The sequence below is a fragment of the Huijunlia imazamoxiresistens genome, assembly GCF_037132455.1.
GTDB classification, from domain to species: domain Bacteria; phylum Bacteroidota; class Bacteroidia; order Chitinophagales; family Chitinophagaceae; genus Flavisolibacter; species Flavisolibacter imazamoxiresistens.
The window spans coordinates 232753-250144 of record NZ_JBBBEI010000007.1 but is presented as its reverse complement, the minus strand read 5'-3'; the positions used below and the strand labels follow the sequence as shown (position 1 = coordinate 250144).

14 protein-coding genes are annotated in these 17392 nt (G+C 55.5%); 5 read left to right on the top strand and 9 right to left on the bottom strand.

All coding sequences use genetic code 11. The features are described from left to right. The first annotated feature begins 63 nt into the window (after window positions 1-63). Window positions 64-2103 (top strand): TonB-dependent receptor, encoded by a 2040-nt coding sequence (locus V9K67_RS11350; RefSeq protein WP_336722468.1) that lies wholly within the window; start codon window positions 64-66, stop codon window positions 2101-2103. Window positions 2104-2438: 335 nt separating this feature from the next. Here the strand turns inward: V9K67_RS11350 and dnaG are convergent, their stop codons facing one another. Then, window positions 2439-4466 carry a DNA primase gene (gene dnaG, locus V9K67_RS11345; protein ID WP_336722467.1) on the bottom strand — a complete coding sequence of 676 codons (2028 nt, stop codon included), beginning with the start codon at window positions 4464-4466 and terminating at the stop codon, window positions 2439-2441. Between the two features lie 329 nt (window positions 4467-4795). Here dnaG and V9K67_RS11340 point away from each other — a divergent pair, with 329 nt between their 5' ends. From V9K67_RS11340 to V9K67_RS11330, 3 genes are all read left to right on the top strand, one after another. Further along, window positions 4796-5176: a hypothetical protein gene (locus V9K67_RS11340; RefSeq protein ID WP_336722464.1), complete on the top strand. Its 381-nt coding sequence runs from the start codon at window positions 4796-4798 to the stop codon at window positions 5174-5176. A gap of 93 nt (window positions 5177-5269) precedes the next feature. Further along, complete coding sequence (fusA2, locus tag V9K67_RS11335) at window positions 5270-7405, top strand: elongation factor G2 (RefSeq protein WP_336722463.1); 2136 nt, start codon at window positions 5270-5272, stop codon at window positions 7403-7405. 170 nt (window positions 7406-7575) lie between these two features. After that, on the top strand, window positions 7576-7827 hold the full coding sequence (locus V9K67_RS11330; RefSeq protein ID WP_336722461.1) for a hypothetical protein: 252 nt from the start codon (window positions 7576-7578) through the stop codon (window positions 7825-7827). Between the two features lie 170 nt (window positions 7828-7997). Here the strand turns inward: V9K67_RS11330 and glf are convergent, their stop codons facing one another. The 8 genes from glf to rpsO all read right to left on the bottom strand — a co-directional run bounded on the left by glf (window position 7998) and on the right by rpsO (window position 16537). Beyond that, a complete protein-coding gene (gene glf / locus V9K67_RS11325) occupies window positions 7998-9161 on the bottom strand; it encodes a UDP-galactopyranose mutase (protein ID WP_336722458.1) in 1164 nt (387 codons plus the stop codon). Then, on the bottom strand, window positions 9154-10335 hold the full coding sequence (locus V9K67_RS11320) for a glycosyltransferase family 1 protein (RefSeq protein WP_336722456.1): 1182 nt from the start codon (window positions 10333-10335) through the stop codon (window positions 9154-9156). Before V9K67_RS11320 ends, glf begins: the two co-directional genes overlap by 8 nt. 427 nt (window positions 10336-10762) lie before the next feature. After that, the gene (locus tag V9K67_RS11315; RefSeq protein ID WP_336722454.1) at window positions 10763-11251 is read right to left on the bottom strand and encodes a hypothetical protein; all 489 of its coding nucleotides are present in this window, start codon (window positions 11249-11251) and stop codon (window positions 10763-10765) included. 160 nt (window positions 11252-11411) lie between these two features. Further along, window positions 11412-12227, bottom strand: coding sequence for a M48 family metallopeptidase (locus V9K67_RS11310; protein ID WP_336722452.1), 816 nt, complete (start codon window positions 12225-12227; stop codon window positions 11412-11414). A 93-nt stretch (window positions 12228-12320) separates the two neighbouring features. Continuing rightward, window positions 12321-12971 carry a glycerol-3-phosphate 1-O-acyltransferase PlsY gene (plsY, locus tag V9K67_RS11305; protein WP_336722449.1) on the bottom strand — a complete coding sequence of 217 codons (651 nt, stop codon included), beginning with the start codon at window positions 12969-12971 and terminating at the stop codon, window positions 12321-12323. An 87-nt stretch (window positions 12972-13058) separates the two neighbouring features. Then, window positions 13059-13865, bottom strand: a complete 807-nt coding sequence (prmA, locus tag V9K67_RS11300; protein WP_336722447.1) for a 50S ribosomal protein L11 methyltransferase — start codon at window positions 13863-13865, stop codon at window positions 13059-13061. 70 nt (window positions 13866-13935) lie between these two features. Beyond that, entirely contained in the window at window positions 13936-16164 is a 2229-nt protein-coding gene (locus tag V9K67_RS11295) for a polyribonucleotide nucleotidyltransferase (protein WP_336722445.1), read from the bottom strand. A gap of 103 nt (window positions 16165-16267) precedes the next feature. Further along, a complete protein-coding gene (gene rpsO, locus V9K67_RS11290) occupies window positions 16268-16537 on the bottom strand; it encodes a 30S ribosomal protein S15 (protein WP_336722443.1) in 270 nt (89 codons plus the stop codon). Window positions 16538-16755: 218 nt separating this feature from the next. On the opposite strand from rpsO, the gene V9K67_RS11285 reads away from it, so the two are divergent. Further along, window positions 16756-17379, top strand: coding sequence for a MiaE family protein (locus V9K67_RS11285; protein WP_336722441.1), 624 nt, complete (start codon window positions 16756-16758; stop codon window positions 17377-17379). The last annotated feature ends 13 nt before the right edge of the window (window positions 17380-17392 follow it).

Below are 17392 nucleotides of genomic sequence, written 5' to 3'. Positions count from 1 at the left end.
CTACCTTTTACCTTTTACATTTCCGGAATGATGGCTCCCATAAATAAACATTATTGTTTCGCATTGTCCCTTTCCGTTTGCAGCCAGTTTGCCCGGGCACAGGCCGACACGGCCCGGGAAATAAAGCTGGAGGAAGTGGTGGTGAAGGCCTATGAGCAAAACCGCCGGCTGCGGGAGGTGCCTGCCGCCGTGAATTACGTGGGCCGGCAGGCGCTGGAACGCTTCAGCCCGGCCTCCGTCGTGCAGGCCGTCAATACCCTACCGGGGGTGCGTATGGAAGAGCGTTCGCCCGGCAGCTACCGCTTCAATATCCGGGGCAGCTCCCTGCGCGCGCCGTTCGGGGTGCGCAACGTAAAAGTGTACTACAACGACCTGCCCCTGACCGACCCGGGCGGGCAGACCTACCTGAACCAGCTGGGTTATTACAATTTCCATTCGATGGAGGTCATCAAAGGACCCGGCAGCTCCCTTTACGGGGCCGGCACGGGCGGCGTGCTGCTGGTGGAAAGCCTGGACGATGGGGCGGCCGCCGGCGCCGAGGGGGGCTATACCGCCGCCAGCTACGGCGGGCAGCAGGTGTATGGCGTCCTCACCACCCGCAAAGGCCAGGTGGTCAACCGCCTGAGCTTCCAGCACCAGGAAAGCGACGGCTACCGAAGGCAATCGAAGCTGCGCCGCGACGTCCACAGCTGGGACCTCAGCGCCCGCTGGGACGGCGACCGCGAGCTGAAGGCCACCTTCTTGTACGGCGACCTTTTTTATGAAACGCCTGGCGCCCTTACCCTCGCCGAGTTCCGGGCCGACCCCAAAGCGGCCCGCCCGGCCGCCGGCGCCTTTCCCAGCGCAGCGGCCGCCGGCGCTTCCATCCGCCAGCAAACCTTCCTGGCCGGCGCCACCTACACCCAGCCGGTTTTCAGCCACCTTCAAAATAAAAGCACCGTTTACGGGGCCTTTACCTCCCTGCGCAATCCCAATACCCGGGGCTACGACCGCAGCTCCGAGCCCCACTTCGGCCTGCGCACCGTGTTTACCGGCCGGCAAACGCTGGGAAGGTCCGACCTGCGCCTGCTGGCCGGGCTGGAAGCCCAGGAGGGTTTTGCCAGCGCCTACAATTATAAAAATGTGGGCGGCCGTCCCGACTCCCTGCGCTATTCCGACGACATCCGCAACCGCAACTTTTTTGTTTTTACACAAGGTTCGTGGGAACTGAACAACTGGCTGCTGGAGGCGGGCGCCAGCTGGAACCTGCGACGCCTGTCCCTGCAGCGGTTTACGCCCCGCGCCCTGGGCGAACAAAAGCGCCGTTTTAACAACGAAGTGGCGCCCCGGGTTTCCCTTTCCAAAAGATGGGCAGCGGTCACCGCTTACGGCAGCGTGGCCAGGGGCTTTTCGCCGCCCAGCACCTCCGAGCTGGCCCCCACGGGCAGCAGCATCAACCTGGACCTGCAAGCAGAGGAAGGCATCAATTACGACCTGGGCTTCCGGGCCACCCTCTTGAAGCATTTGAATGTGGATGTTAACGCCTTTACTTTTTCCCTCGATCAAACCATCGTGCAGCGGCGCGATGCCGGCGGCGGCGATTATTATATCAATGCCGGCGGCACCCGCCAGCGGGGCCTGGAATCCTATGCCAGCTACCCCCTGCTGCGGCCATCCGCCTTTTTCCGCCGCAGCCTGCTGTGGGCCAGCCATACCTGGCACTATTTCCGGTATAAAGAGTTCAAACAAGCTGCAGCCGACTATTCGGGCCACCAAATGCCGGTAGCGGCCCCGCATACGGTTTCCTCCGGCTTCGACCTGCTGGCCCATAACGGCCTGGGCGCCGCCCTTACTTATTATTTCAGCGACCGCATCCCACTGAACGACGCTAACACGGATTACGCGCCCGCCTACCACCTGCTGGGTGCCCGGGTGAGCTTCGAACGAACGATCAAGGAGGTCTTCCGCTGGAAGCTGTCGGCCGGCGCCGACAACCTGCTGGACCAGCGCTACAGCCTTGGCAACGACACCAACGGCGCCGGCGGCCGCTATTATAATGCCGCCCCCGGCAGGAATTATTATGCTTCTTTGGTATTGCAGTGGATAAAGCCCAATAAGGAATAGGATAATTGGTTGATCAGGAAAGTGTCGCAAGAATGGAAATGTCCAACCAGGCCCAACGGGCCGTAATATCATAACACAGGGCATAGCCCGTGTCCAAGCGTACATGTCTCTAAGCCCTGTAAGGGCGCAAGATGCTGCTCAGCCTACGAACTGTTGCATTCTTTTGAAGGTCTGACGCCCTTTCAGGGCTTTTCCCGGGAACCATTCATGAGCACAGGGCTGCGCCCTGTGCTATGAAATTACGGCCTTTCAGGCCTGTAGGAAATGACTGTAGTTGAAGGGACCCTCTCCATTTGGAGAGGGTGGCCCCCGCTTGCGGGGGACGGGTGAGGTCTTTATTTCACCACCACGGTACCCAGCTTTTTGGCCAGGTCCATCTCCATGCGTTTCAGGTATAACTGGGTCTGCATCAGGTTGAGCTGCTCGGCTATGGAAGCCTTTTCCATATCGGCATTGTTTTGCAGCAGCAGCCGCTTGATCTTGCGGAGCTTCAGGTAGTTGATCACCTTATCCACATCCTCCATGAAGCGGTCCTCGGTGATCTTCAAAAACCGCGTCAGCTGCTCTTCGTTGCCGGGCTTGATGGCGCTGAAAAACGTGTCGTACGTCTGCTGGAACAGGGCCCGCTGGAAACCCGACGACTGGCTGGCGTTGCGCGTCCAGCGCTCGCTTTGTTCGTAGGGCACGTGCAGGATCGAAACGGTCAGCGTGCTGATCTCCGTATCGGTACTGTACACGAAAAAGCTGCTGTCGGGATACTGGTGGGTCGCCTGGCCGTCGCGGAAGGCATGGATCACTTTCAGCACCGAAGTGTTGTCAAAAAGGTCATCCTCGGGCAACTCGCCCAGGATAAAATCGGCAATGACCTGGCCGTCCTCCATCTTCTTTTTGCCGTGCTCCATGAGGATGCGGACAAGATCCTTTTCGTAAATATCGTCGCGGAACAGCAGCTCAAAGGTGTTGTCGTCGAAATTGCCGGCATCCGCCGTGCGGGCGTTCTCCTCGTGCACCTGGGCTTCCTCGAAGGGGATCTTGTTCTCGTTGATGGAGATGCGGTTGCGGATAAACTTATTGACCAGGTTGGTAAAGCCCGCCTCGTCGATGTTCAGCAGCTGGGCGCACTGGCGCACGTATTCCTGGCGGCGGGTGAAATCCTCGGCCTTGTCGATCCGGGCCACCGTTTCCGCCATCTGGTTCACCACCTCCGCCTTTTTGCTGGCATCGCCGCCGGCATCCTTCAGGGCCACCTCCAGCTTGAAGAGGATAAAATCCTTTTTGTTGTGCTGGATAAAGTTGCGGAAGGCCTGGGCCCCCTCCTTGCGCACATAGCTGTCGGGGTCTTCGTTGCCGGGGATGAGCACCAGCTTCACGTTCAGGCTTTCCTCCAGCGCCATGTCCAGGCCGCGGAGGGCGGCCTTCACGCCGGCGGCATCGCCGTCGTATACGATGGTGAGGTTGTTGGTGTATTTCTTAATCAGCCGCAGCTGGTCCTGGGTCAGCGAGGTGCCGCCGCTGGCCACCACGTTCTCGATGCCCGCCTGGTGCAGCGAGATCACGTCGGTATAGCCTTCCACCAGCAGGCATTCGTCGGCCTTGTCGATGGCCTGGCGGGCGAAATAGGTGCCGTACAGGATCCGGCTCTTGACATACAGCTCGTTTTCCGGCGTGTTGATGTACTTGGGCGCCTTGTCATTCTTTTTAATAAGGCGGGCGCCAAAGCCAATGATCTTGCCCGTGGGGTTGTGGATGGGAAAAACAATGCGGTCGCGGTAATTGTCCACCCACTGGTCGTAGCGGTTCACCACCAGGCCGGCCTTCTGCAGCAGCTCGGGGTTGTAGTGGGCGGCCAGGGCTGCCTGGGAAAAGGCGGTCCGCTGTTCGGGGGCATAGCCCAGCCCGAATTTCTGGATGACGGCGTCTTCGAATCCCCGCTCCTTTAAATAAGAATGCCCGATGTTGCGGCCCGTTTCGGTTGCCCATAACTGTTCGGAATAAAACTTCTGGGCAAACTGGTTGATAATGTAGAGGCTTTCGGAGGCCTGGGCCTGGGCTTTCTTCTCGGGGGAGGCGCCCGTTTCCTCTACCTCTATATTATAGCGGTTGGCCAGCCAGCGCAGCGCTTCGGCATACGTCAGCTTTTCGTGCTCCATGACGAAGGAGATGGTATTGCCGCTTTTACCGCAGCCGAAGCATTTGAAGATCTCCTTAGCCGGGGAAACCGTAAACGAAGGGGTCTTTTCGTTGTGGAAGGGACAGAGGCCCAGGTAATTGGCGCCGCGCCGTTTGAGTTTGACCACCTGGCCCACGATGTCCAGGATATCGATTTTGCCAAGGATGGCCTGTATGGTAGTTTGGGAAATCACAAGGGGGCAAAGTTAGGCGTTCGGCCGATCCGGATGCAGGAGTTCCCGGGTTGTTTTCCGGTGGAGGAGCCGGCAGGCGTCCTATCCCATTAGCCAAATTCCGAATATTGTCGTAGACCGGATTTTCCGCTGCGGCAACCGTAGTTTCCCTCAATTTTGTAGGTGATTCTGCTCAGTTTGGTATCAAAAGCGGATATAAAATTTAAGGGATTCGCCGCAAAAAAAATTAACTTTTTATAGAAATAAGATTTTTACATTTAAACATCCATACTACCGGCGATGAATTTTTCCTCAATACACTTAATTATCAAACCTTTAAATTTTCAGCTATGGTTCAGACTGACATCTCACAGCTCGCATCGGAGTGCACCGAATGGCGCCAGATTTTAAGGAATTATCGCGAAGAATTCCAGGATTGCAGAAAAGCCCTCCAGCAGGCCTGCCGGAAATCCCTCTCCAAAGACCAACTCCAGGAAGTCGAACACTTCGACAATCAGTTCCACATCCAGCTCATCAACATCCACGACCTCAAGCAGGAAATCAAGGGCCACGAAAAAAAGATCAACCTGGAAACCGCCCACGCCGACCACGTCACGGACGAAACCTTCTCCCAACACGAACAACTCCTGGAACAATTCATCGGCCTGGAAAATACCCTCCAGGAATTACGCGAGGAATTCCGAACCTTCATCAACGGCGCCAGCAGCTGAGCCGGCCCTGACCCATCGCCTTCCCGTTCCTCTTAGCACATACCGCCGGGTATGTGCCGGATTTCTATTGTCTTACCTCCAAACTAAACGATTATGCCCGAGTTTGATACTTCACATGTAAAAAACATTGTTTTGCTGGGCCATGCCGGCTGCGGCAAAACAACATTAGCGGAGTGTATGCTCTTTGAAGCCGGCCTCACCAACCGAAGGGGTTCCATCAACCAGCAAAATACCACCGGGGATTACCACCCGCTCGAACAGGAAAGAGGCAACTCGATCTTTTCCAAGCTCATGCACGCCAAATGGCGCGGCTACAAAATCAATATCCTGGACACGCCGGGCTATAACGATTTCGTGGGCGAAGTGCTGTCCGCGCTTCGGGTAGCCGATACCGGTGTGATGCTGCTCAACGCCACCACCGGCGTGGAAGTGGGTACCGACGTGATCTGGGAATACACCGAAAAGTTCCGCACGCCGATGATCCTGGCCGTCAATAAGCTCGACGACGACACCGCCGACTTCGACCGCACGGTCCAGCAGGCAAAGGACCACTTCGGCTCCAAGGTCACCGTGGTGCAATACCCCCGCCAGCAGGGCGCCGGCTTCCACGAGATCGTGGACGTGCTGCGCATGGTGCTGTACAAGTTTAAAGACACCGGCGGCAAACCGGAAAAACTGCCCATACCCGCGGAGGAACGGGAAAAAGCCGACCGCCTGCACCAGGAACTGGTGGAAGCGATCGCCAGCAACGACGAAAGCCTGATGGAAATCTATTTCGACAAGGGGGAACTGGAGGAAGATGACATGAAAAAAGGCCTGAAAAGCGCCATGATCCACCACGACATCTTCCCCCTGTTCTGCCTGTCGGCCGAACGCAATATGGGCAGCGGCCGCCTGATGGGCTTTATCGACAACGTCTGCCCCAGCGCCAACGAAATGCCGCCCCAGGAAACCCTGGCCGGCGAAGAACTCGCCTGCGCGCCCGAAGGACCGCCCTGCATGTTCGTCTACAAAACCGTGTCGGAACCCCATGTGGGCGACCTCTCCTTCTTTAAAGTGTACTCGGGCTCCATCCGCACCGGCATGGACCTGGTGAACGAATCGAACGGCTCGGCCGAAAAGATCAGCCAGCTGTTTTTAATGGAAGGCAACAAGCGCCTGCCGGTAAACGAACTGGTGGCCGGCGATATCGGCGCCACCCTAAAGCTGCGCAACACCCACGTAAACAATACCCTGCACGCCAAGGGCCGCAACTACGAACTGCCGCCCATCGTCTTCCCCTCGCCGAACATGACGGTTTCCATCGAACCCGTCAACAAGGGCGAAGAGGAAAAGCTGGCGCAGGCCCTGCACCAGCTCCGCGAAGAAGACCCCACCCTGATCGTGGAGGTGTCTTCGGAACTGAAGCAAACCCTTATTCATTGCCAGGGCGACATGCACCTGGCGGTCGCCCGCTGGAAGATCGAAAACCAGCAAAAGGTGGCGGTGAAGTTCGGCCGACCCCGCATTCCCTACCGCGAAACCATCCGGAAGATGGCGGAGTCCAGCTACCGCCACAAAAAGCAATCCGGCGGCGCGGGCCAGTTCGGCGAGGTCTCCATCCGCATCGAACCGTTTTATGAAGGCATGCCGGAACCCGCGGGCCTGACCGTGCGGGGACGGGAAAGCTACGACCTGGACTGGGGCGGCAAACTGGTTTTTTACAACTGCATCGTGGGCGGCGCCATCGACAACCGCTTCCTGCCCTCCATCCTGAAGGGGTTGATGGAAAAAATGCAGGAAGGCCCCCTGACCGGCTCCTATGTGCGGGACGTGAGGGTGTGCGTCTACGACGGGAAAATGCACCCCGTCGATTCCAACGATATTTCCTTTAAGATCGCGGGCATCATGGCGTTCAAGCAGGCCTTCCAGCAGGCCGATCCCCAGGTGCTCGAACCCATTTACCAGGTAGAGGTTACCTCCCCCGAAGACCTGACCGGGGCCGTCATGGGCGACCTGCAAAGCCGCCGCGGCCTGGTGGAAGGCATGGATACCGAAGGGCACTTCCAGAAAATCATCGCCAAAGTACCCCTGGCAGAGCTGCACGATTTCTCCTCTTCGCTGCGTTCCATTACCCAGGGAAGGGCCAAATTCAGCATGCACTTCGACAATTATTCACCGGTATCCTTTGATATTCAACGCAAACTGGTGGATGAGTACAATAAAAACTACGCCGAAGCATTAGCATAATTTTTCACGTAAGAATTTATGGCGTTTTACTGCCAGGCCGGGCAAAGGATAAAGCCTATTTAACGATGAAAAAATGGATGTCACCGATAAAATGACTTTTTCCTGTTGGCCTTAAGCAATTCTTCTTAATTTGAACCTGAAAAGTAAAACACCATAAATTCTTTTTTCTCATGCACGCATACTTCCGCAATCATCAGTTGTATTTAGCCGAAAAATGTGAGTGGTTAGACCGTCATGTGGCCAAAACCAGCAAGCGCGCCCTGTTGAAAATCGAAAGCTGGAAACTGATCGCCGAGTCGGGCGACCAGGATGAACAGTACCGCCTGGTAGAGAAACTGGTTAAGGATTCTTTACTGACGCCGATTCACAACCGTTCCGTTTTGCATAAGGAAGGCTTTTACGTTTCGAACCTGAGTAACTAGGCCCCGGGCCCGGTTCTTCCGTCGCTGCCGCCGCCGGGGTTTTCCCGCCGCCGGCTCGCCAGGGACGACTCTTCCACACTTTTCCCGTTTTCCCTGTTTCAGGAACAGGGCGCCGGCCGCAGCCACCTTTCCCGGCCTCCTGTTCCTGAATCATTATCGCTTCTGCCCGCTTATCTTCCCTTCACTTCCACCCGCGAGGGTGTTACGATTCCATTCGTCTGCCCATTGGCATAGGGCACCGGCTGATTCTTCATGAGCTTTTTAAACAACGTCAGGGCCTGGGCTACTACCTGGTCCATATTGTAGTACTTATAGGTGGCCAGGCGTCCCACGAAATACGTATTGGTTTCCGATTCGGCCAGCTGTTGGTATTTCCGGTAAATCTCGGCGTTCTCGGGCCGCGGCACCGGGTAATAGGGGTCGCCCTCCGCTTTGGGAAATTCATACACCACCGTGGTCTTGGAATGTTTTTGCCCGGTGAGGTGCTTAAAGTCCGTAATGCGGGTATACGGCTGCTCATTGGGATAATTCACCGTTCCGGTAGGCTGGAAGTATTCCGCATCCACGGTTTCAAACTTGAACTCCAGCGAACGGTACGGCAGCTTTCCGTATACATAGTCAAAATACGCATCGACGGGCCCGGTGTAGATCAGGTTATGGTGCGGGATCTCGGCTTCAATTTCCCGGTAATCGGTCTGCAGCATGATTTTAATGTTCGGGTGCGACAGCATTTTCTCGAACATCTTGGTGTAACCATACAGGGGCATGGCTTGGTAGGTATCGGTAAAATAGCGGTCGTCCTTGTTGGTGCGGGTGGGCACGCGGGCCGTTACGCTGGCGTCCAGCTCCGAGGGGTCGAGGTCCCACATCTTGCGGGTATAGCCGCGGAAGAATTTTTCGTACAGCTCCCGCCCTACCGTGCTCACCACCACGTCTTCGGAGGTACGCACCGGGGTGATCTTCTCGGCCCGGGCGGCAAAGAACGCCTCCGCTTCCGGCGCGCTCAGGTTCAGCCCGTACAGCTGGTTGATGGTATTGAGGTTGATGGGAATGGGCACCAGCTGCCCGTCCACGCTGGCCAGCACTTTATGCGCATACGGCCGCCAGGGCGTAAATTGGCTGAGATAGTCGAAGACATCCTTGCTGTTGGTATGGAAGATATGCGGGCCGTACTGGTGCACGAGGATCCCGTCGCTGTTATAATAGTCAAAGGCATTGCCGCCGATATGGGGGCGTTTGTCGATCAGCAATACTTTTTTATTTGCCTGCGTTGCCAGGCGTTCGGCCAGTACACTACCGGCAAAACCCGCTCCTACGATCAGATAATCAAACATAAGCCTTTTTGTTTACGGATACAGAATGATTGGTTTCGGACGCTTCGGTCAGTGCCTCCAGCTGGCGTACCATCCCGCTCCAGGTCCGGTCCCAGGATTGGTCGGCCAGGAAGGCATCCACCTGCTCCAGCCAGGCGGTTTTTTCGGGGGTGTTCAGTTCGGCTTCCGCCTGGGCCACCCACTCCCCTGCTGTGGCGGCAATACGCACCAGGCCCTGGTCGCCATAAGGGCGCACCACATCGCGAATAGGCGTGCTGATCACCGGCTTACCGGCGGCCAGGTATTCGGGCGTTTTGGTGGGGCTGATAAACTGCGTGGATTCGTTCAGGGCAAAGGGAATCAGGGCAATATCCCAGCCCGCGATATACCGGGGCAGTTCGGAATAGGTTTTTCCGCCCAGGTAATGAAGGTTGGGCAGTTGCGGCAGGCTGGCGGGATCGATCTTGACCACGGGGCCGATCATCACAAACTGCCATTGGGGCCGGGCCGCAGCGGCCTGCGCCACCAGGTCGATATCCATCCGTTCGTCGATGACACCAATGAAGCCCAGCCGGGGGTGCGGGATCGCTGCCTGGTCATCCGGGTCGGACTGGGGCGCCCGGGCTTGAAGGAAATGGTGTTTGTCGATGCTGCTGGGGAAGGGATGTATGTTGGCATGCCGGTCTTTCTTGGCTTCGTAGATGCTGTAGCCGCCGGTAAACACCACATCTGCCCGCTGCAGCAGTTGCTGTTCCCGCTCCTTTAATTCGGGCGGGGCAAACTTGAAGGCCGATAATTCATCCATACAATCGTAGACCACAAATTCGGGCTGCAGCTGGCTGGTGAACGACAGGGCCATCGGGGTATAGTACCAGCAGAAATAGCGTTGGATGTTGTGAGCAGGCAATAAATCCAATACCAGTTGTTGCAGGCGTCCTTCCACCGCTTCGCTCTTATCCTGCTGCAGGTGCGGCACCACTACATACAGCTGCTGTTCCGGCTGCTGCACCTCCAGGCGGTCGGGCCCCTCCTGGAATACCGGCTCCTCTATGTAAAACACACGGGTGTGCCGGGCAAACCGGCTAAGCAGGTGTTGCGGCCGCTGGTATACAAAAGCCCATCTCAAATGCGAGAAACAAATCAGGTCCCTGCCCTGCAGGAACCCGCATGTGACATCTTCGATATTTTTTATCATGCCCTATGTGGTGCTATTTATATGCCAGATGATTTCTTAGGACTTTTTAATGCGAATTGTCACTTGCAGGCAGAGCTTTAACGGAACATGTAGAAATTTGTCCGCAGCAAACCGGTTTCCCTGCCCGCAGGCAGCCGGAAAAAAGGAAATGCTTTTTTTCCCACATGCAAAGAAAACACGAATGGCATTTTCCCATGCGCCCTGTATTTTATACACGCTTTTTTAAGAAGGCTTCACCTGCAGGGTACAAATATCCGCTGTGCATAAAAGGATGCCCCAACAGGAAGCCACAAAGCATCATCGAGGAAATCTATTAAAAAAGCAAAACAGATAAGCAAGCCGAAGCGATACAGTATGCAAAAGAAAAAGAGCATGTGCTTTCTTTTCGAAAACGCATGCTCTTTAGTTTTTTAAACAGGATAAGCAACTAAGCTGTTACTGCTTTACGCTTTTTAGCAGGGGTGCTGACCACTTGTACTTGTACGGTGACTTCGGGTTCTGCTATGGTTGTTGTTGCGGCTTCCAATTCATCATCGCTTCTTTTGTACTGAGCGGCATCCCATACATGGTCGAGCGATACCTGCTCAATGCTTTCGTAACCGGCGTTGATCAATTTATTCCAGCTGCTTTCCCGGTTCAGATCGGTAACGATCTTGGAGGTTTGTTTCGGATAAGCCACCCAGAGTTTGGAATCTTCTTTCAGGGCCGGCATGATGTCATCCAGGATTCCATTCAGCTGGTTTTCGTTTACGGCAAATACCAGGGCGAAATCGATTTTCCTGCTTTTGAGTAAGGGAGTGAGGTTTTTAGCGAAAGAAAGTTTGCTAAACTGCTTTTCGATGGAAGAGGGCAACCCCTGAATTAAAATATTTTTTTCGTTTTTAAGTTGTAACTTGTCAAAAATAGATAGCGACATACTTTTTTAGATTTTATTTAGCGAAAGCAGTTAGATGATGAACATTTTCTAACAAACAGGCATGCAAAATTACTAAAAAAAAGCTTATAAATCAAGGACCATCAAGAAAAAACCCGCTAAAATGAATATTTTAGCGGGTTTTTGTATTATATAAGGGCTTTTATTTACCGACGGGCTTGTAGTATTTTAATGCCTCATCCATATATTTCGACAGCTGCTCGATCCGGTGTCCCTCGGCCGGGTGCGTGCTCATGAATTCCGGCGGCTTGCCGCTGCCTTCCGAAGCTTTTTCCATCCGCTGCCAGAGCGCGATGGCTTCTCGGGGATTATAACCGGCCATAGCCGTCCAGCGGAGCCCGTAGCGGTCGGCTTCCAGCTCCTGCTTGCGCGAGAACGGCAGCAATACGCCTACCTGGCTGCCGATACCATAAGCCTGCATGAACAGGTTGGAGGTGGCCGCCGGCTTGTTGGCCAGGGCCACGGACAAGGCCGCGCCGCCCAACTGCTGGGCCAAGCCCTGGGTCATCCGCTCGTTGCCGTGCTGGAAGAGCGCATGCGACACTTCATGGCCCATTACCACCGCCAGGGCCGCTTCGTTCTGCGTAATGGGCAACAGGCCCGTATACACCACAATCTTCCCTCCCGGCATACACCAGGCGTTGATCTGCTTATCGTCGACCAGGTTGTATTCCCATTTATAACCGGCCAGGGCATCGGTCAGCCCCTGGCTCCTGTAGTATTGCGTGACGGCGTTCGCCACCCGCTGGCCCACCCGCCGAACCATTTCGGCATCGCGGTCCTTGGAGACGCTCACCACTTTATTGGAGGTAAGGAACTGCTGGTACTCCTGCGTAGCCATGGACTGCAGCTCGGCTTCGGAAACCATCTTGAATTGCGACCTGCCTGTGACCGGGTTCGTCGAACAGGCTACTACCGCCGAAAGAACCAGGAAGAAACCCGTAATTTTTCGAATCATCTCGTACTTTTTTTGCTTTAAATTCAATGATTATACCAAATCAGCTGTACTGACCTGCAAGCAAAAAAAAGGATTAATAAAAGAAATGAAAAATTATTTACGATGACGCTGCTTCCGGCGGTCGCGGTGCTTGAAGATGGGCACCTTGCTTTCGTTTCCCTTCAACAGGCGGCCGATATTCTTTTGGTGGGTAAAGACCACCATCAGGGCCACCACGATGGCAAACACCCGGTATAAATGCTCGGGCTCGTTAAAGATCACCAGGATGAAAATAGGAAAAGCAATGCCGGCCAGGATCGAGCTTAAGGACACCCAACGCGTCAGGCACAGCACCAGGATGAAAATGCCCACGCAGCAAAGCGCCACGTTGGGCTGGATGCCCAGCACCATACCGAACAGCGACGCTACGCCCTTACCGCCGCGGAAACCGGCCCAGACCGGGAAGATATGGCCGATGACGGCAGCCAGGCCCAGCCCCAGCTGCAGGTTGATCAGGTATAGCTCGTTATCGAACGATTCCGGCAGGAGAAAGGCCAGCTTCACGGCCAGCACGGCTTTCAGCATATCCACCGCCATCACCAGCGTGCCCCATTTGGGACCCAGCACCCGGTACGTATTGGTGGCGCCGGCATTGCCGCTGCCATACTCGCGGATATCGATATCGAAAAAATGCCGGCTCACCCAAACCGAAGTGGGAATGCTCCCCAGGAGGTAAGCCAGTAGGATAATTAACAGTTCATTCATAGATGGCGGCAGTTGGAATACGGTTGTAAAATAAAAAATAATTGTCAAACCAACACGTTAGAAGCAGGCAGTGCCTGCTAAAAGTCCTCAATCCCGTTCACGAAACAGGAGCGAAATCCAGTTTTGGCGCTCCAAGATACGAATCCGCTTCAATTTTATCGAATCACATTCTTTTACAATATCCGTTTCGTCCTCTTTTAACAACCCGCTCAACAGCAGCAATCCCCCGGGCTTCAGCCGTTTTTTCAGCAGCGGCAGGTATTGCAGGATCACGTTGCGGTTGATATTGGCCAGGATGATGTCGTAATCCTTGTCCGGGATGTTGGTGGAAAGCGAAAGGGCAATGCGGCGGCAATCGTTGCGTTCGCTGTTTTCCTGCGCATTGGCGATGCTCCATTCGTCCACATCGATAGCGTCCACGGCCGCCGCTCCCAGCTTTTCCGCCAGGATGGCCAAAATGCCGGTGCCGGTGCCGAAATCGAACACGTTCTTACCGCTGAAGGGAAGCGCTTCCATTTGCTTCATCATCATGTAGGTGGTGGCATGGTGCCCGGTGCCAAAGCTCATTTTAGGGGTAATGATAATTTCGTGCCGCACCGTGGTGATGGGCTCGTGGAAATGCGCCCGCACGGCACAGAAGTCCTCTACGATCACCGGCGGGAAATTGCGCTCCCACAGCTCGTTCCAGTTTTGCTCCTTTACCGTTTCCTGCGTATAGTCGTACCCCTGCAACAGCGCTGTCAGGGTGGCCCCGTCGAATCCTTCCCGGGGGAAGAAGGCCAGCAGCCGGTCGTCCTGCTGTTCAAAGCCCGTGCTGTTCAGTTCGGATAACTGGCTGATCAGTAATTCCTGCTCCGTCTCTGCCGCTTTAATGGCAATTTGTATATAGTCCATAGTCGAAAATAGGAAAGGCTGCCCGAAGACAGCCTTTCTGTTATTGTTTTTACCGCCTGAACGCTGCGGTCTATCGGTCACGATGGGGTCTGTCTTCCCGATGGGGCCGGTCTTCCCGGTGGGGCCGGTCCTCTCTGGATTGTTGCGGCCGCTCCTGGTAGCCTTCCGGCTTGGGCAGCAGCGCCTTGCGCGACAGCTTGAACTTGCCGGTCTTGGGGTCGGTACCGGTCAGCTTCACCTTCACGGTGTCGCCTTCGTTCAGCACGCCGTCCAGGCTTTCGAGGCGCTTCCAGCTCACTTCGGAGATGTGCAGCAGCCCCTGCTTGCCGGGCAGGAATTCCACAAAGGCGCCATACGGCTGGATGGTCTTCACGACCGCCTCGTACTCGTCGCCCACGGTGGGAACGGCCACGATGCCTTTGATCCAGTTGAGGGCTTTGTCCACACCTTCCTTGTTGGCGCCGAAGATGCCCACTTCGCCCTGGTTGTTCTTTTCCTCGATGTTGATGGTGGTACCGGTTTCGCGTTGGATTTCCTGGATGATCTTGCCCTGGGGCCCGATCACGGCGCCGATGTACTCGCGGTCGATGAAGATCTTCACCATGCGCGGTGCATGCGGCTTTACATCCTCGCGGGTAGCCGGGATACAGTTGTACATCGCATCCAGGATATGCATCCGTCCGCGGCGGGCCTGCTGCAGGGCATTGCTCATGATCTCGAGGGTCAGGCCGTGCACCTTGATATCCATCTGGATACCGCAGATACCATCGCGGGTACCGGTTACTTTAAAGTCCATATCGCCCAGGTGGTCTTCGTCGCCCAGGATATCGGTCAGTACGGCGTACTTGCCTTCCTGGGTGATGAGGCCCATGGCCACGCCGGCCACGTGCTTCGGAATGGGCACGCCGGCATCCATGAGGGCCAGCGAACCGGCACAAACCGTTGCCATGGAAGAAGAACCGTTGGATTCCAGGATGTCGCTCACGATGCGCACGGTATAGGCAAAGTCGCCGCCGGGCATCATTTGCTTCAGCGAGCGCAGCGCCAGGTTACCGTGGCCTACTTCGCGGCGGCCGGGACCTCTGAGGAACTTCACTTCCCCGGTAGAGAAGGGCGGGAAGTTATAGTGCAGGATGAATTTGGAATAAACGGAAGTGGCGGCGCTTTCCACCAGCAGTTCGTCCAGGGGGGTACCCAGGGTAACGGTGGTCAGCGATTGGGTTTCGCCACGGGTAAAGAGGGCGGCACCGTGGGGAGTGGGCAGGATGTCCACTTCCATGTCCAGGGGGCGCACGTCGTCCAGGCCGCGGCCGTCGAGGCGTACACGGTCGTTGATGATCATGTCGCGCACCACGTGGTACTGCAGGTCGGCCAGGTAGTTTTTGACCATTTTCTTGACGTCGCTGCCCAGCTCTTCGCCTTCGGGCAGGCCGGCTTCCTGGCGGATGACCAGGAGCACCTCTTCGGTCAGTTTTTTATAGGCATCCTTCCGCTCCGCCTTGGGTTGGTTGGCGCGGGAGAGGACGGCCATTTTATCTTTAGCCAGGGCTTCTACGCGCTCGCGCAGCACTTCGTTCTGGGCGGGCTTGGGATAGTCGCGCTTGGTGTTGACGCCGAGCATATCGCGCAGTTCCTGTTGGGCGCGGATCTGCACTTTAATGGCTTCGTGGGCAAAGGACAGGGCCTGTACCAGCTCGTCCTCGCTGCACTCCTTGGCTTCCCCTTCCACCATCATGATGTTTTCGAGGGTGGCGCCGATCATGAAATCCAGGTCGGATTTCTCCATTTCGGAGCGGGAAGGGTTGATTTTTAATTTTCCATCCACACGGCCCACGCGCACTTCGGAAATGATTTCCTTAATGGGAATGGTGGATACCGCCAGGGCAGCCGAAGCAGCCAGGCAGGCCAGGGCATCGGGCAGGATTTCCGCGTCGCTGGAGACCAGCGTCACGATCACCTGCACTTCGCAAAAGTAATCTTCGGGGAACAGGGGCCGCAGGGCGCGGTCGATAAGGCGGGAGGTCAGTACTTCATAATCGTTCAGCTTGCCTTCGCGCTTGAAGAACGAGCCGGGAATACGGCCGGCGGAAGCAAATTTTTCCATGTAGTCCACGCTGAGGGGGAAAAATTCCTGGCCTTCCTTCGGCTCTTCGTTGGCAACAGCGGTAGCCAAAAGAATACAGTTACCCATCTTCACTGTAACCGAGCCATCCGCCTGACGGGCCAGGCGGCCGGTTTCAATACTCACCTGCCGGCCATCACCTATATCAAAGGTTTTACTGAATTTTTGTGTCAACATAACATATCCTGTGTTTTGATGGTAAAAAGAGCAACATACGTACAAAAAAAATTATTCCCAACCGCTGTTTTCAGTTGGGAATAATTTAGTATAACGTCTTGAATTACTTTCTGAGTCCTAATTTTTCGATCAAGGCGCGGTATCCCTGCAGGTTATGCTTTTGCAGGTAAGTCAGCAGGCTTTTGCGCTGTCCTACCAGTTGCATCAGGCCGCGGTGCGTGGAAAAATCTTTTTTGTTTTTTTGAAGGTGACCAGAAATCTGGGAGATGCGCTCGGTTACGGCAGCGATCTGCGCTTCAATGGAGCCGGTATTTGCTTCTTTACCACCAAAATTGGCAAAAATGCCTGCTTTCTTTTCTTTAGTTAATGACATCGTAGTTTTTTTAAAAAGACATCCGATTAGATACCCGATAATTTTGGCGGCGAAGGTACGGAAAATTCCAAATCCTGAAAGCGATATAGGAACTTTTTTTTAATATCGGCAGGCTTTCCAGTTTACGAGTTTACAAGTTTACGGGTTTACGAGTTGCCGGCGCCCGTCAGGAATCCGTAAACCCGTAAACTTGTAAACTCGTAAACTACTTTTGCCGCATGCAACAACAAGAAGAAGCTTTATCCGCCGATACAAAGGCCATTCTCGGCCTGCAGCTGCCCACCGACCCGCGCTGGGTGAACCTGGCGGAAAAATCGATGCAGGACATCCTGACCGACCATGCCTATTGCGAACAAAAGGCGGCGACTTCCTGCATTTCGCTGATCCAGCGGTTCAGCGACCGCGAACGGCTGGTGAGCGAGCTGGCGCCGATCGTTACCGAGGAATGGGGTCATTTCCGGCTGGTACTGTCCGAACTGAACAAACGGGGCCTGAAACTGGGCCGCCAGCGCAAGGACGAATACGTGAACCAGCTGCTGCCCTTTGAAAAGAAAGGCGGCAGCGAGGAAGAGCGCCTGCTGGACAAGCTGCTCCTCTGCGCCCTGATCGAGGCCCGGAGCTGCGAACGCTTCAAGCGCCTCAGCGAAGGCCTGGACGACGCCTACCTGCGCACCTTCTACCGCCGCTTCATGGAAAGCGAGGCCGGTCACTATACCTTATTTATCGAGCTGGCCGAAACCTACCTGCCCAAAGAAAAAGTGCGCCAGCGCTGGAAAGAGTGGCTCGAACACGAAGCCGCCGTCATCCGCAGCCTGGATGTGCGGGGCGACCGGATGCACTGAGAAAGTTTACGAG

What these genes read in the sequence shown, in the direction of transcription:
- V9K67_RS11295 (WP_336722445.1), bottom strand. Translation starts at nt 16,164, where the DNA reads ATGTTGACACAAAAATTCAGTAAAACCTTTGATATAGGTGATGGCCGG.
- plsY (WP_336722449.1), bottom strand. Translation starts at nt 12,971, where the DNA reads ATGAATGAACTGTTAATTATCCTACTGGCTTACCTCCTGGGGAGCATT.
- fusA2 (WP_336722463.1), top strand. Translation starts at nt 5,270, where the DNA reads ATGCCCGAGTTTGATACTTCACATGTAAAAAACATTGTTTTGCTGGGC.
- V9K67_RS11315 (WP_336722454.1), bottom strand. Translation starts at nt 11,251, where the DNA reads ATGTCGCTATCTATTTTTGACAAGTTACAACTTAAAAACGAAAAAAAT.
- V9K67_RS11310 (WP_336722452.1), bottom strand. Translation starts at nt 12,227, where the DNA reads ATGATTCGAAAAATTACGGGTTTCTTCCTGGTTCTTTCGGCGGTAGTA.
- V9K67_RS11285 (WP_336722441.1), top strand. Translation starts at nt 16,756, where the DNA reads ATGCAACAACAAGAAGAAGCTTTATCCGCCGATACAAAGGCCATTCTC.
- rpsO (WP_336722443.1), bottom strand. Translation starts at nt 16,537, where the DNA reads ATGTCATTAACTAAAGAAAAGAAAGCAGGCATTTTTGCCAATTTTGGT.
- prmA (WP_336722447.1), bottom strand. Translation starts at nt 13,865, where the DNA reads ATGGACTATATACAAATTGCCATTAAAGCGGCAGAGACGGAGCAGGAA.
- V9K67_RS11320 (WP_336722456.1), bottom strand. Translation starts at nt 10,335, where the DNA reads ATGATAAAAAATATCGAAGATGTCACATGCGGGTTCCTGCAGGGCAGG.
- V9K67_RS11330 (WP_336722461.1), top strand. Translation starts at nt 7,576, where the DNA reads ATGCACGCATACTTCCGCAATCATCAGTTGTATTTAGCCGAAAAATGT.
- V9K67_RS11340 (WP_336722464.1), top strand. Translation starts at nt 4,796, where the DNA reads ATGGTTCAGACTGACATCTCACAGCTCGCATCGGAGTGCACCGAATGG.
- glf (WP_336722458.1), bottom strand. Translation starts at nt 9,161, where the DNA reads ATGTTTGATTATCTGATCGTAGGAGCGGGTTTTGCCGGTAGTGTACTG.